This is a genomic window from Mesorhizobium sp. M0139, assembly GCF_040322455.1.
In the GTDB taxonomy this organism is placed as follows: domain Bacteria; phylum Pseudomonadota; class Alphaproteobacteria; order Rhizobiales; family Rhizobiaceae; genus Mesorhizobium.
The window spans coordinates 12,107-25,732 of sequence record NZ_JAMYTN010000016.1 but is presented as its reverse complement, the minus strand read 5'-3'; the positions used below and the strand labels follow the sequence as shown (position 1 = coordinate 25,732).

General features: G+C 60.8%; 15 protein-coding genes. 7 read left to right on the top strand and 8 right to left on the bottom strand.

Going from position 1 to position 13,626, the window contains the following annotated elements; translation table 11 throughout:
- The first annotated feature begins 31 nt into the window (after positions 1-31).
- Entirely contained in the window at positions 32-1,837 is a 1,806-nt protein-coding gene (gene lepA / locus NKJ58_RS24815) for a translation elongation factor 4 (protein ID WP_352854032.1), read from the top strand.
- On the opposite strand, the gene NKJ58_RS24810 is transcribed toward lepA, so the two are convergent.
- Genes NKJ58_RS24810 through NKJ58_RS24800 form a run of 3 tightly spaced genes read right to left on the bottom strand, consistent with a single transcriptional unit; the run spans position 1,834 to position 4,945 of the window.
- Positions 1,834-2,661, bottom strand: coding sequence for a DNA adenine methylase (locus tag NKJ58_RS24810; RefSeq protein ID WP_031249420.1), 828 nt, complete (start codon positions 2,659-2,661; stop codon positions 1,834-1,836). The two genes, lepA and NKJ58_RS24810, sit on opposite strands and share 4 nt — an antisense overlap.
- Complete coding sequence (locus NKJ58_RS24805; protein ID WP_352854030.1) at positions 2,661-3,776, bottom strand: hypothetical protein; 1,116 nt, start codon at positions 3,774-3,776, stop codon at positions 2,661-2,663. Before NKJ58_RS24805 ends, NKJ58_RS24810 begins: the two co-directional genes overlap by 1 nt.
- Positions 3,752-4,945, bottom strand: a complete 1,194-nt coding sequence (locus NKJ58_RS24800; RefSeq protein WP_352854027.1) for a DGQHR domain-containing protein — start codon at positions 4,943-4,945, stop codon at positions 3,752-3,754. The genes NKJ58_RS24805 and NKJ58_RS24800 overlap by 25 nt, the downstream gene beginning before the upstream one ends.
- 220 nt (positions 4,946-5,165) lie before the next feature.
- On the opposite strand from NKJ58_RS24800, the gene NKJ58_RS24795 reads away from it, so the two are divergent.
- The 4 genes from NKJ58_RS24795 (at position 5,166) to NKJ58_RS24780 (ending at position 7,426) form a co-directional block, all read left to right on the top strand.
- Positions 5,166-5,543, top strand: a complete 378-nt coding sequence (locus NKJ58_RS24795; RefSeq protein ID WP_352854025.1) for a hypothetical protein — start codon at positions 5,166-5,168, stop codon at positions 5,541-5,543.
- A gap of 385 nt (positions 5,544-5,928) precedes the next feature.
- On the top strand, positions 5,929-6,276 hold the full coding sequence (locus NKJ58_RS24790; protein ID WP_352854023.1) for a hypothetical protein: 348 nt from the start codon (positions 5,929-5,931) through the stop codon (positions 6,274-6,276).
- A 310-nt stretch (positions 6,277-6,586) separates the two neighbouring features.
- Positions 6,587-6,958, top strand: coding sequence for a hypothetical protein (locus NKJ58_RS24785; protein ID WP_023681251.1), 372 nt, complete (start codon positions 6,587-6,589; stop codon positions 6,956-6,958).
- A 96-nt stretch (positions 6,959-7,054) separates the two neighbouring features.
- Positions 7,055-7,426, top strand: coding sequence for an endonuclease domain-containing protein (locus NKJ58_RS24780; RefSeq protein WP_352854075.1), 372 nt, complete (start codon positions 7,055-7,057; stop codon positions 7,424-7,426).
- 117 nt (positions 7,427-7,543) lie between these two features.
- Here the strand turns inward: NKJ58_RS24780 and NKJ58_RS24775 are convergent, their stop codons facing one another.
- Positions 7,544-7,864 (bottom strand): hypothetical protein, encoded by a 321-nt coding sequence (locus NKJ58_RS24775; RefSeq protein WP_023728762.1) that lies wholly within the window; start codon positions 7,862-7,864, stop codon positions 7,544-7,546.
- Positions 7,865-8,028: 164 nt separating this feature from the next.
- Between NKJ58_RS24775 and mbfA the strand changes: the two genes are divergently transcribed.
- Positions 8,029-9,012, top strand: a complete 984-nt coding sequence (mbfA, locus tag NKJ58_RS24770; protein WP_023681248.1) for an iron exporter MbfA — start codon at positions 8,029-8,031, stop codon at positions 9,010-9,012.
- 160 nt (positions 9,013-9,172) lie between these two features.
- Here mbfA and NKJ58_RS24765 read toward each other — a convergent pair whose 3' ends face one another.
- The 3 genes from NKJ58_RS24765 to NKJ58_RS24755 all read right to left on the bottom strand — a co-directional run bounded on the left by NKJ58_RS24765 (position 9,173) and on the right by NKJ58_RS24755 (position 10,153).
- Positions 9,173-9,517, bottom strand: a complete 345-nt coding sequence (locus tag NKJ58_RS24765; RefSeq protein ID WP_352854021.1) for an antibiotic biosynthesis monooxygenase family protein — start codon at positions 9,515-9,517, stop codon at positions 9,173-9,175.
- Positions 9,514-9,864: an NIPSNAP family protein gene (locus NKJ58_RS24760; RefSeq protein ID WP_352854019.1), complete on the bottom strand. Its 351-nt coding sequence runs from the start codon at positions 9,862-9,864 to the stop codon at positions 9,514-9,516. Before NKJ58_RS24760 ends, NKJ58_RS24765 begins: the two co-directional genes overlap by 4 nt.
- A gap of 85 nt (positions 9,865-9,949) precedes the next feature.
- Positions 9,950-10,153, bottom strand: coding sequence for a DUF1127 domain-containing protein (locus NKJ58_RS24755; RefSeq protein WP_023687540.1), 204 nt, complete (start codon positions 10,151-10,153; stop codon positions 9,950-9,952).
- Between the two features lie 69 nt (positions 10,154-10,222).
- Between NKJ58_RS24755 and NKJ58_RS24750 the strand changes: the two genes are divergently transcribed.
- Positions 10,223-10,897: an ArsR/SmtB family transcription factor gene (locus tag NKJ58_RS24750; RefSeq protein ID WP_023687541.1), complete on the top strand. Its 675-nt coding sequence runs from the start codon at positions 10,223-10,225 to the stop codon at positions 10,895-10,897.
- Between the two features lie 218 nt (positions 10,898-11,115).
- On the opposite strand, the gene ligD is transcribed toward NKJ58_RS24750, so the two are convergent.
- Positions 11,116-13,626 carry a DNA ligase D gene (gene ligD / locus NKJ58_RS24745; protein ID WP_352854017.1) on the bottom strand — a complete coding sequence of 837 codons (2,511 nt, stop codon included), beginning with the start codon at positions 13,624-13,626 and terminating at the stop codon, positions 11,116-11,118.

Genomic DNA, 13,626 nt, shown 5'->3' with positions numbered 1-13,626 from the left:
CCTGCAACCCGCCCCTGCTAAAGCGCGCGCCATGAGCACGCCTCTCGACCACATCCGCAATTTCTCCATCGTCGCCCATATCGACCATGGCAAATCCACGCTTGCCGACCGGCTGATCCAGTCCACCGGCGGGCTGGAGCTGCGCGACATGAAGGAGCAGGTGCTGGACTCGATGGACATCGAGCGCGAGCGCGGCATCACCATCAAGGCGCAGACGGTGCGGCTGAAATACCGCGCCAACAATGGCGAGGACTATATCCTCAACCTGATCGACACGCCCGGCCATGTCGACTTCGCCTATGAAGTGTCGCGCTCGCTGGCCGCCTGCGAGGGTTCGCTGCTGGTCGTCGACGCCTCACAGGGAGTCGAGGCGCAGACGCTGGCCAATGTCTACCAGGCCATCGACAACAACCACGAGATCGTCGTGGTGCTGAACAAGGTCGACCTGCCGGCCGCCGAGCCCGAGCGCATCCGCGAGCAGGTCGAGGAGGTCATCGGCATCGATGCCTCCAACGCCGTGCTGATCTCGGCCAAGACCGGTGTCGGCATTCCCGATGTGCTCGAAGCCATCGTCCACCAATTGCCGCCGCCGCGCGAGGGCGATGCGTCAGCACCGCTGAAGGCCATGCTGGTCGACAGCTGGTACGACGCCTATCTCGGCGTCATCGTTCTGGTGCGCATCATCGACGGCGTGCTGAAAAAGGGTGCGACCATCCGCATGATGGGTACCGGCGCAAAACATCTGGTCGAGCGCACCGGCGTGTTCACGCCCGCCCGCATCAATGTCGACGAGCTCGGCCCCGGCGAGTTCGGCTTCTTCACCGGCTCGATCAAGGAAGTGGCCGACACTCGCGTCGGCGACACCATCACCGAGGATAAGCGCCAGACCGCGCACGCTTTGCCCGGCTTCAAGCCGGCGCAGCCGGTGGTGTTTTGCGGCCTGTTCCCGGTCGACGCCGCCGATTTCGAGGATCTGCGCGCCGCCGTCGGCAAATTGCGCCTCAACGACGCGTCCTTCTCCTATGAGATGGAAACCAGCGCAGCACTCGGCTTCGGCTATCGCTGCGGCTTCCTCGGCCTTTTGCATCTCGAAATCATCCAGGAGCGGCTGGAGCGCGAGTTCAACCTCGACCTGATCGCCACCGCGCCGAGCGTCGTCTACCGGCTGCTGCTCAATGACGGCTCGGTCAAGGAACTGCACAACCCCGCCGACATGCCCGACGTGGTGAAAATCTCGGCCATCGAGGAGCCGTGGATCCGCGCCACCATCCTGACCCCCGACGACTATCTCGGCGGCATCCTGAAGCTTTGCCAGGACCGGCGCGGCATCCAGGCCGACCTGTCCTATGTCGGCAAGCGCGCCATGCTGATCTACGATCTACCGCTCAACGAAGTCGTCTTCGACTTCTATGATCGCCTAAAATCGATCTCCAAGGGCTACGCCTCGTTCGACTATCACCTGACCGACTACAAGGAAGGCGATCTGGTGAAGATGTCGATCCTGGTCAATGAAGAGCCGGTCGACGCGCTGTCCATGCTGGTTCACCGCACGGCGGCGGAAAAGCGCGGCCGGCAGATGTGCGAGAAGCTGAAGGAGCTGATCCCGAACCATCTGTTCAAGATCCCTATCCAGGCCGCCATCGGCGGCAAGGTCATCGCCCGCGAAACCATCTCGGCGCTACGCAAGGACGTCACCGCCAAGTGCTACGGCGGCGACGTGTCCCGCAAGCGTAAGCTGCTGGACAAGCAAAAAGAGGGCAAGAAGCGGATGCGGCAATTTGGGAAGGTGGATATCCCGCAGGAGGCGTTTATCCAGGCCTTGAAGATGGGCGATTAAGAGTCAAACCCAATACGAACCAAAATCTCTGTAACCGCTGCACGAGACGCCTTGAGGCCGCCTATGGTGCTGTGTCTCGTGAGTTCGACTATTTCGCCGAAACCTTCATAAAGTTCCAATAGACTTTGATGGTTCGCATTGCTTACAATCAGCGTTACACCTCTGGCCTTAGCTCGTTCGACCGATTTGGCTAACCGCTCTTGGTCAGACCAAGAGAACAATTTTTCGTTATATTTGTTAAATCCGTTGTTGTTGTGCTTTACGGTATAAGGCGGATCTAGATAAACAAAATCTCCACTGGCTGACATGTCAACTATCGCTTCGAAATCATCGGATATGAGATCGGCCTTCGCCATGGCCGAGGACACCTCGGCAAAGTCATCGGTATCTAGCAAAATTTCCGATTTTGATCCCTTTGGTACATTGAATTCGCCTCGCCTATTCACGCGGTAAAGCCCGTTGTAACAAGCGCGATTCATATACAAAAACCACGCCGCACGCTCGAACCGTTCCATTGGAGGAGCGCTGCGCTGCCGATAATAGTGAGCCTCGCTGTGAAGTTCACTGTGCCATCGTAGCTTCTCAGAAACAGACGACCAGTCATCTCTGATCGCCTTATACATCTCGACCAGTTCCGCGTTTGCGTCTGACAGGACCGCGCTCTCTGGCCTCAGCGCAAGAAAGATCGAAGCGCCGCCCAAGAAGGGTTCGAAATAGCGGTTGAATTGCTTGGGGAAAAGAGCCTGGTGGCGGTTAGCCAACCACCTTTTCCCCCCGGCCCATTTGAGCGGAGAAATAATTGAACCAGGTGTACGAAAAAGCATTACGCGAGCCTCTTTCTCAACTCGCTTTGGATGAATTCAAGCAGTGCGACGTCGTCGTCGGAGTATGAACGTCCGTAAGGATGTGCCCAAATTTTCCGGACTTCGTTAAAATCTTCGAGCCACTTGAGATACTTTGCCAAGCCCTTCGATTGTTCGGGCAGCGGAAAGCTGAGGGCCTCCTTGAACAGAGGCCAGTTCTCGGGTGTTTCCACTATTTTCTTCAACTCAATCAGATCTAGATATGTTTCTAGAGGCTTCGGTCCCGCTGGATCGTCCAAGCTTTTTTCGTATGCCTTCTTTTTTATTTCTTTGTTCCGCACCGCTACGTTGAAGAAGTCATCCCCATGCTCGTCTCGTAACCGTCTAACAACAAAGCCATGGACTTCGTCTGTGATCCAAGAAACCAGGCGATTACATTCCTCACGAGTATCCTTGTTCGTACCGGCCAGAAATTCTTTGAGGCCGTCCGGGTCGAAATTGGAGTTGGCTTGAGCCACCAATTCGGCAGCCCGGTAAAAATATCGCGCCGGTCCACCAGATCCAAACGGAACGTAGAACCGATCCTTAAAGGCTTCGTCGGTACCGTTCGATATGAAGTCGAAGAGCGAATTACAGAATCCGATGATTTTTTCGACAATAACCTCTGGGTCGCTCTCATGGGGGTCCAGTTTCGAGTATTGGGTCAGGTGTCTCACAACTTCGCCACATAGTCTTAAGTGAGCCTGGATGGCGGGGTTGTAGCAGAGAAGCTGTGGAGGTCCGGCTTCCCACCGAGCGACATTGGCCGCGCGGACCGCCGAAAAATACGCGCTGAGAAATTGCGACGTATTTTCTAATGTTGATTTTTTAGTTCCGCCGGTCAGGGCGCCAGGCAGGTATGAGCCATCTCGGCTAGAGCGCCGTCCAAGTAGACCACTTTTTAGAAGGGCCAGTTTGATCTGAGGCAGCGCTAGAACCTGGTTCTTGGTAGCAGGAACGCCAGGCGGGGCGAAGCGATCTTCAAACGGGCCAGCAATCTCATGTCGAAGTTGGTCTAGCGAGCGAGCTGCGATGCCTCTCGCTGATTCTTCCGGGTCGTCTGAGTCCCATTTCAGTTCCCCATCCAGTTCGTCCAAAAGCCGCGGCTGCACCTGCTTTTGTTCCTTATTGATAGTTGTGAAAAGGATGGCCTCTTCGGTGGCTGGAAGCTTCTCAAAGCTACAACGGGTATGATCGGATCGATGCCCTCCTCCATCAAAGAGGCGCCATACAGGCGATGTTGTCCGTCAATCACCCAACAGGTCTTGTACGATTCCGGCAGGTAAAGTTTGCCAAAGCGCACGTCTGACTCGTCATCGCGACTTCCTTGGTCGAATCTGACCGGGATGTGAAAGCTCACAATAATCGAGTTAGCAAAATATCCGCCTTTGGAGAGAAAGCTCGCAATGGCTTTGATACGCTTAGAGTCGATCAGCCGCTGATATGATGGAGCTCCAGAAGGATCGCGAAGGTCTCGGTGATTCACGAATGCGCGCCGGAGCAGTTCCTTGGCTGGTACTGTAAACGCGTAAGCTGTTCGGCCCCCGAGCTTAAATCGGGACGCGGAAACATACCTGTTGGCTAATGCAGGAATTTTCTGGCCGCTTAGAAACTCCGCGACAAATTGGTGCTTTGCGGCGCGGCCAAGTGTCTTTGCAATTTCCTGAAAATATCGCAACTCCTGCTCCCGCAGAACATGCACTTGTTTTTCCTTCGCTTTCGCCAAATCTCCTTCCAACCAACGAACTTGAGACGTCACGACGCACCAGATTATTTTTCGACCGGAGCCGTCACCCAGAAACTTCCTGAGGGTGTTGGCTATTGCACGCTTGTGCGTGTCGAGATCTGCCACCAAACTGAAAGCGCTCTTCCGCCGAAGGCTTTCGGCTGTTTGGCAATCCGCAACAACGATCGTATCCTCATCGATTCCAAGGACGCTTATTTTCTTCGCAATGCGATCGCCATCGGCGTCTATGGGAACGACGAATTCATGCCCGACGTTGAGTTGCTCAAAACCAAGCAGGTAGAGAACGGACCAAAATCTGTTCTCCAACATTTCCACATTTGACTTTGGCCGTCTTAGACGTATGCCTGTTTTGAGCGCCTTGTCGAATTCCCACCCTTTGGCTTTAAAATCGTCGACGGAAGGTGCGGGCACCTTTTCGTAGTCGAAGGCTTGCCGGCGGTTCTTATATTCTGAAATGCGCTCAGAGCGCGTCGCGGCAAAGCTCGCGTTGCTCAACTTTTCGGATTGATTCGTCCCCATACCGGCACTTTCAAGATATTTCTGCCGATTTCAACTGAGAGGCCGTCCCGAATCCGGGATCAAGGACTTTTTTCTCTGGCACGATCATTATTTCTGTCTGTCCACCACTTGCGCTATCAAATGGAGTTTGAATGTTTGCAAGGGGCTCTGCGAAAGAGCCCACGCCTTCAACAACCCTCTACCTTAGCGTATCCTTCTCTCCGGCTTTGGGAGAACCCGCATGCGCACCACGTCAGACACCATCGCCGCAATCGGCCTGGCCATCGGTGGCGCCTTCGGCCTGGCCGGCACCTTCGTCACCAGCGCTCCGCTGCGTGAAACACTCTGGGCGATCGACGGCGTGGCGCTTGTGATGGCAACCGCGCTGCTGACCATGAAATACCAGCGGCTGGGCAATGACTGCATAGCCGCGGGCTTCCTCACCTTCCTCGCCGGCGAAAGCCTGCTTTTGGCCGGCAATGCGGCGGGGCTGGAGGCCAGCGTGCCCTCCTATGTCGGCGGCATTTCGCTGTGGGCGGCGGCACTCGTTCTGATCGCCGCGGCGAATACCTTTGCGCTCTGGATGCGGCTCGCCGGCGCGCCATCCTGTTTGTCGTGACGGTGGGCATGGTGGGGCGCGCCCTTGCTGCCCACCTCGGCGCCGCTGCCCGCCGCCGGCTATCCGTTCCTGGTGCTGACGTTTGCCGGCTGGATCTGGACGTTGCTGAAGTCGCCGAGGTGATTGACGCGATCCGGCGGCTGGCTCCGCATGTGAAGGTGGGGCGCTGACTTTTCCTTCCCCCCTTGTGGGGGAAGGTGGATCGGCGCGATAGCGCCGAGCCGGATGAGGGGTGTTCCAGCGGAGTGAGACGCTTGCGTTCCCTGGAACACCCCTCATCCGGCCTCGCTTCGCGAGGCCACCTTCTCCCACAGGGGGAGAAGGGAAGATGGCGCTTCTTCCCCGACCATGCGAGCGTGCGTCTCCGATTCGGAAACCCGCCGCCATGCTCCGCCTCACCCTTGCCGTCCTCCTCATCGCCACCCCGGCGCATGCCGCCGACATGGCGTTCTTCGTCAAGAACCTGCGCAGCCAGGCGGTGGCGGTGGAGCTGTTCAGCCGTGACCGCAAGATGTCGTGGCCGGGGGGCGACCAGGTGTTTCTGATCGAGCCCAACTCGCAGAAATCGGTGCCGATCTCGTGCTCTCAGGGCGAAAACATCTGCTACGGCGCCTGGGTGAATGGCAACGATGCGATTTCGGCGGGGGTCGGGCCGGACAATGACCAGCCGTGCGATACGTGCTGTTTCATCTGCGTGGAGAAGACGACCGAGACGATCGATCTGGTTGAGTAGTGGGGGTGCCGAAGCTGCTAATCTCCCCCCTCGTGGGGGAGATGTCCGGCAGGACAGAGGGGGGCGCGAAGGATCGCCAGCGTATGGATCAGCAAGCCTAAAATTGAAATGACGCGGCTGCAGGAATGAGAGGTCGGCGGGACAGCGCCCCCCTCTTGCCAGGCATCTCCCCCACGAGGGGGGAGATCAGCAGTTCCGCCACCTTCACCAATCCCCCCAAAATCAGTCACGCCCCGCCCTTCAATCTCCGCCGCCATCGTGCGATGCTGATTCCCTCGGCCGGGGGGCCGATTTGCCTCGGGGGAACACCATGTCTTTCACTTGTCTGCGCCGCGTCGTCGTCGCGCTGTCACTTGCCGCGCTGTTTGCGCCGGCCGCGCACGCCGCCGACATCACCTTCGCCGTCAAGAACAGCCATCCCAACGCCATGCGCCTCGAGCTCTACAGCCAGGACCGCGACTATGTCTGGCCGGGCAACGACAAGGATTTTTATCTCGACGATGGCGAGACCAAGCAGATCCCGGTCTCGTGCGACGAAGGCGAGTCCATCTGCTACGGCGCCTGGGTCGACGGCGACGAGGGAACCTATTGGGGCGTCGGCCCCAACAACAAGGAAAGATGCGAGGATTGCTGCTACACCTGCAATGGCGGCGAGACGGAGGAAATTGAACTGACGCCGTAGGAAGTACAGCCAATCTCCCCCCAAGTGGGGGAGATGTCCGGCAGGACAGAGGGGGGCGCCATAGAGCGCAAGCCTCGGCAACCACCCAGCATCGTAATGCCGCACACGCCTCTATCGCCTCGACATCGCGCAAACGCCAGATCGATGCGCAAAGTCCTGACGCCAGCCGAACTCAAGCTCTGGAACGAACTTCGTGCCCACCGGCTGATGGGGCTTGGCTTCCGGCGACAATTTCCGATTGCCGGCTACATCGTCGATTTCGCTTGCCCGGAGAAGAAGCTGGTCATCGAAGTCGATGGCTCCCAGCATGCGGACGCCGGCGCGGCTGCCGGGGATGAAACGCGGACATCGCACCTCGGACAAGATGGCTGGACCGTCCTTCGGTTCTGGAATGACGACGTCATCCGCGACGTCGACAATGTCTGCCAGCATATTGTGATTGCGGCTGGGCTTGGAGGCGCATCCTGAACCGTGCCGGTGCTGGGCTTTGGGCAGGGAAAGGTCGGCGGGACAGCGCCCCCCTCTGGTCTGCCGGCCATCTCCCCCACGAGGGGGGAGATCGGGTTTCCCCGCGGCTTTCGCCAATTATCCCAGCAACGCCCTCTGCCGCTTCGGCCCGCCCGCCTTGCGCCAGGAATTGAACCGGTGCGTCGCGGCGGCAAACGAGATCTTCATCTGCTGGGCGACCGAATAGCGCGACCTGCCTTCGTCGAACAGGCGGTAGCAGCATTCGACGCCCTCCTCGGTCAGCTTGCCGTCTGGCGCCTTGTTGTGCGGATTGGCGGGATCGAATTTTTCGACCTGCTGTTCGACCAGGCCTTTCAGCCGTTGCAAATCGGCCTCGATGCTGGCGATCAGATCGAGGACGGGTTTCGGATCGAAGTGGTCGTGCGGCTTTGCCGTCATCTTGCTCATGCCTTTTCGCTTGCGTGTCGCGACAATATAGGTGAACATTTGCCGATAATGAAGGGCGCGTTGCAATCCGGCGCTTCAACATTTCTTGACTGGTGATTGACCGCAGAGACTGCAGCGCCTAGTTTAGAATTGTTCTAAACTGGGGTGAATTTCTCATGCTTTCCCGTGTCTTCGGTTTCGGCCGCCGTCCTTTCGAAACGCTGTCGGAACAGGAGATCCTGGCGCTGGCAATTTCCTCCGAAGAGGATGACGGGCGCATCTACCGCGCCTATGCCGACGGGCTGGCGGACAGTTTTCCGCAATCGGCGAAAGTGTTCGAGGCGATGGCGGAGGAGGAGGACGGCCATCGTGATTCCCTGATCGAGCTTTACCGCAAGCGTTTCGGCGAGCGCATTCCGCTGCTGCGCCGCGAGCACGTGAAAGGCTATTACGAGCGCAAGCCCGACTGGCTGGTGCGGCCGCTCGGCATCGAGCATGTGCGGCGCCAAGCCGAAGAGATGGAGCGGCAGGCCTATCGCTTCTATGTTGAAGCGGCCAAGCGCACCGGCGATGCTTCGACGCGGAAACTGCTCGGCGACCTGGCCGCGGCCGAGCAAAGCCATGAGAATTCGGCGCATCGGCTGGAGCAGAAACTTGTGCCGGGCGAGGTCAAGGACGAGGAAGCCAGCGCCGAGCAGCGCCAGTTCATCCTGACCTATGTCCAGCCGGGACTGGCCGGGCTGATGGATGGCTCGGTGTCGACACTGGCGCCGATCTTTGCCGCAGCGTTTGCCACGCACGACACCTGGCAGACGCTGCTGGTCGGCCTCGCCGCCTCGATCGGCGCCGGCATCTCGATGGGCTTTACGGAAGTCGCTTCCGACGACGGCAAGCTGTCGGGGCGTGGCTCGCCGATCAAGCGCGGACTGACCGTCGGCATCATGACGACGCTGGGTGGTCTCGGCCACGCGCTGCCTTACATCATCCCGCATTTCTGGACGGCGACGGCGGTGGCGGCCGTCGTGGTGTTCTTCGAATTGTGGGCGATCGCCTTCGTGCAGAACCGCTACATGCAGACGCCCTTCCTGCGCGCAGCGTTTCAGGTGGTGCTGGGCGGGGCGCTGGTGTTTGCGGCCGGGGTGCTGATCGGGAATGCGTGAGCGCCAAGCGCCCCCTCACCCAGCCTCCGCTTCGCTCGGCTGACCTCTCCCCGAGGGGAGAGGAGATTTTCGACGCCTGCGCCAGTCTCTTCTCGCCAGCGGGGAGAAGGTGGCCGCGAAGCGGCCGGATGAGGAGGCCTGGCGCGACGCCGATACCTAGTCACCCATTCACCGCCCTGCTGTCCGCCGGCGCTTCATCCCGCTCCGTCAGCCCATAGTCCCGCAGCACATGCGCAATGCGCAGCCGGTAGCCGGCAAAGAATCCGCCACGGCCGGCCTTTTGCGCCTGCCGGTGCTCTTCCGTGTTGCGCCATGCATCGACCGCTTCTTCGTCGCGCCAGAAGGACAGCGACAGGACGCGGTTCGGGTCGACCAAGCTCTGAAACCGCTCGATCGAGATGAAACCGTCTATGCCGTCGAGCAGCGGCCTGAGTTCCGCGGCGATGCCGAGATACGCATCGCGCTTTCCCTCAGCCGGTTGCACCTCGAAGATGACAGCGATCATATCTCCTCCTTGGTCTGGAACAGCTGCCGCGGTCCATGCGGCCCCGACACCAGCTTCAGGAAGATGCGGTCCTCTTTCAAGATGAACTTTTCGCGGCGGGCGAATTCGTAATTGGCCTTGCCCGCCGGATCTGCGGCGAGACGGGCGCGATATGCTTCGTAGGCGGCGAGGCTGTCGATGTTGTAGGCGGCGTAGGCGGTGGTGGCCGAGCCCTCATGCGGGGCGTAGTAGCCGATCAGATCGGCGCCGCAGCGCGGGATCGCCTGGCCCCAGGCCTTGGCATATTGCTCGAAGGCCGGCTTGCCGAACGGGTCGATCTCATAGCGGATGAAGCAAGTGATGGTCATCGTGATCTCCTTGGGTTTCGCGTGGATAGTTCGAGCGGCGTCGAAACGTTGTGCCGCAGGGTCTGCTAAGCAAAAGCGCTGGCTGTCAGGCCTGCCAGAAGGATTTTGCGCATTCGCGGCGCACATCCTCACGGGTCAGGCCGAGATCGCGCAGCAGATGGTCGTCGATCTCCGCGAGGCCGAGCCGCTGCAGGTGGCGGTCGTACCAGCGGGCGAGCAGCCGCCGTTGCAGCCAGGTGACGAATGGAAAAGGCCGGCGGCTGGCGAGTGGGGCGGAAGCGGTTGGCATCGGCGTTCTCCTTGATCCCGCCCGACAATAATGCTTATCTGACGAGAATGCTTCGATGGAGACCTAACTATGCGTGAAGGACCCGACATTGCCCGCATCGCCAGCCTGGTCGGCGATCCGGCGCGGGCAAACATGCTGAATGCGCTGATGGGCGGCACGGCTTTGACGGCCAGCGAACTGGCGCTGGAGGCCGGCGTGTCGCTGCCCACCGCGTCCTCGCATCTGTCGAAACTGATGGAGGGCGGGCTTTTAACTTTGGCCAGCCAGGGACGGCATCGCTATTACGGCCTCGCAGGGCCGCAGGTGGCCGGCATGATCGAGGCGATCACCGGGGTGGCCGAAGCGGTCGGCCCCAAGCGGGTGCGGCCCGGCCCGCGCGACGGCGCCATGCGCGTCGCCCGTGTCTGCTACGACCACCTCGCCGGCGAACATGCGGTGGCGATGCTCGACCGCCTCGTCGCGCGCGGCATCCTGTTGCGCGACGACAATGAGATGAGGCTGGGGCCAGCAGCAGCCTCGCATTTTTCGGCCATCGGCATCGACGTCGGCGCCAAGCCGCGCCGGCCGGTCTGCCGCGCCTGCCTCGACTGGAGCGTGCGCCGCTCGCACCTTGCGGGAACGCTGGGCGCGGCTATTCTGGACAAGATCCTGGCGGAGAAATGGGCAAGGCGGGAGAAGGACAGCCGCGCGGTGGTGTTTTCACCGCCGGGGAAGCAGGCGTTCGAGCGGGTGTTTTTGGCGTAGAGGTTCGGCAGCGCTAATTGGGCGACGCTGGCGGGACAGCACCCCCCCTCTGGCCTGCCGGCCATCTCCCCCTCAAGGGGGGAGATTACGCGCTCAACAGCTTTCGCCAATCTCGAACATCGTAAAGGTGAGCTGCGCCTCGAAGCTGCCAATCTCCCCCCTTGAGGACAGAGGGGGGTGTGACGGAACGCTTGCGTAGCAGGTGAGGCGCGCGACGCTCACCCCCGCTTCAGCACCTTCGCCTGCTCGAAGAAATCCGCCCACGGATCGGCCTTCTCCAATTCCTTCAGCGTCGTCTTGTCGCCGATCGGGAACGAATTCGGCGCTAGCCCCTTCTCAACCTCCGCCCACGTCACCGGTACCGAGACCGTCGCGCCCTTCTTGGCGCGGGAAGAGTAGGGCGCGACGGTGGTCGAGCCCCTGCCGTTGCGCAGATAGTCGACGAAGATTTTTCCGGTGCGCGCCTTTTTCGACAGCGTCGCCGTGTAGCGGTCGGGCGCGGCCTGCTCCAGCGCCTTGGCGAAATCATGCGAGAAGGTTTTGACCGCCTCCCAATCCGCCGACGGCTTCAGCGGCACCAGCACGTGATAGCCCTTGCCGCCTGACGGCTTGACGAAATTCGGCAGCGACAGATCGTCGAGCTTGCCTCTGATGTCGAGCGCGGCCTCGCGCACCGCCTTGACGTCGACGCCTTCGTCGGGATCGAGATCGAAGATGATCTGATCCGGCTTTTCCAGCTCATCGATCTTGCAGCCCCAGATGTGGACCTCGACCACGCCGTACTGGACCAGAGCGGCAAGGCCGTCGAAATCGCGGATGAACAGGATTTCCTCGCCATCGGTCGGGTCCTTCATGCGGGCAATCTTGTCGCTCATGCCGGCCGAAGCATGTTTCTGGAAGAAGCGCGGACCGCCGATGCCGTCCGGCGCCCTGACCAGGCTGAGCGGCCGGTTGACGATGAACTGCTCCATGCGCGGCCAGACCAGCGCGTAGTGTTCGAGCAAGTCCTGCTTGGATATTTTTTCCTCGGGCCACAGCAGCTTGTCGGGATGGGATAGTTTTACGCTGGTCGTGATCGTCGCGGGCGCCTTAGCCCCGGCGGCCTTGCCGGCGCCGCCTGCCGCCGGCTTTGCCTTGTTTGCCGCCTTCGATGGCTTTTCCTGCACGACTTCCTCCGCCGGCTTGTCCTCGCGCAGTCCCTGGAACGACGCGTGGCGTATTATACGGTCCGAGGTCCAGCTGCGGAACTCCACTTCGCCGACAAGTTCGGGCCTGACCCAGACCAAACCCTTGCCCTTTGGCACCGCGGCGGCAAACGGCGAGGCGTCTGCCTTCAGCGCATCGAGTTTTTTCTTCAAATCGGTGGCGCTCCTGGCTGTGAAGCCCGTGCCGACGCGGCCGGCATAGTGGAGCTTGCCGCCCTCGTGGTAGCCGACCAGCAGCGAACGCAGGCCGCGGCCGGTCTTGTCCGAGGGCAGATACCCGCCGATGACGAATTCCTGGCGGGCCGTGCATTTCGACTTCACCCAGCTTGGGCCACGGCCGCTGCGGTAGGGCGCATCGGCGCGCTTGGAGACGATGCCTTCAAGGCCCATGCGGCAGGCGTGCTGCAGCATGATCTTGCCGGGCTCGGCGAAATGGTCGCTGAAGCGGACGGGGGCATTTTCGGCCGTCTCGCCGAGCAGCTCCTGCAGCGCCTGCTTGCGCTCGACCAGCGGCTCGCGGCGCAAATCCTTGCCGTCAAGCCGCATAAGGTCGAACACATAGTAGGTGAAGCGGTCGGTTCGATTGGCGGAGAGATCCTGCTGAAGCAGCGAGAAAGACGAAACGCCGCTGTCGGCGAGCACGACGATCTCGCCGTCGATGATGGCGTCGCTGCATTTCAGCTGGGCCAGTTCCGCGACGATCTCAGGGCCGAATTTCTCCGTCCAGTCGAGGCCGGTGCGGGTCAGCAGCCGCACCTCCGTGCCGGCGATCTGCGCCTGCATGCGGTAGCCGTCGAATTTGACCTCATGCAGCCAGTCCTCGCCGGGCGGCGCCTCGCGCTCCAGCGTCGCCAGTTGCGGCTCGACGAAGTCGAGGCGCTTGCCGGCTTTCGCCTTGCTGGATGCCGCAGGCTTGTTGGAGTGCCAGACCTTCGGCTTCTTGCCGTCGGCGGTCTTGCCTTCCGCGACCTCTTCGATGGTCAGGCCGGACTTCACCGATTTCGGTGCGTCCTTCAGGATATCCTCGCCGGGGCGGGCGGCGGCATCGTCGGATTTGATCAGCAGCCAGTTGTCGCGCTTTTCGCCAGGGCGGGGTCTTAACCTGACCAGATGCCACCGCCCATTCAGCTTCTGGCCGTTGAGTTCGAAGTCGATATGGCCCTTCTTCATCGCCTTGGCGGGGTCGATCTCTGGCGTCCATGTGCCTTCGTCCCAGACGATGACGGTGCCGCCGCCATACTCGCCCTTGGGAATGGTGCCCTCGAAGCCGGCATAGTCGATCGGGTGGTCCTCGACATGCACGGCCAGCCGCTTTTCGTGCGGGTCGAGGCTCGGGCCTCGCGTCACCGCCCAGCTCCACAACACGCCCTCATGCTCGAGGCGGAAATCATAGTGCAGCCTGGTCGCGTCGTGCTTCTGGACGACGAAGATGCCGCCGGGCTGCTTGCCGCGCGCGACCTTGCCCGCCGGCTCGGCCGTCTTCTTGAAATCGCGTTTGGACTGATATTGTTCGAGGCTGGCCAC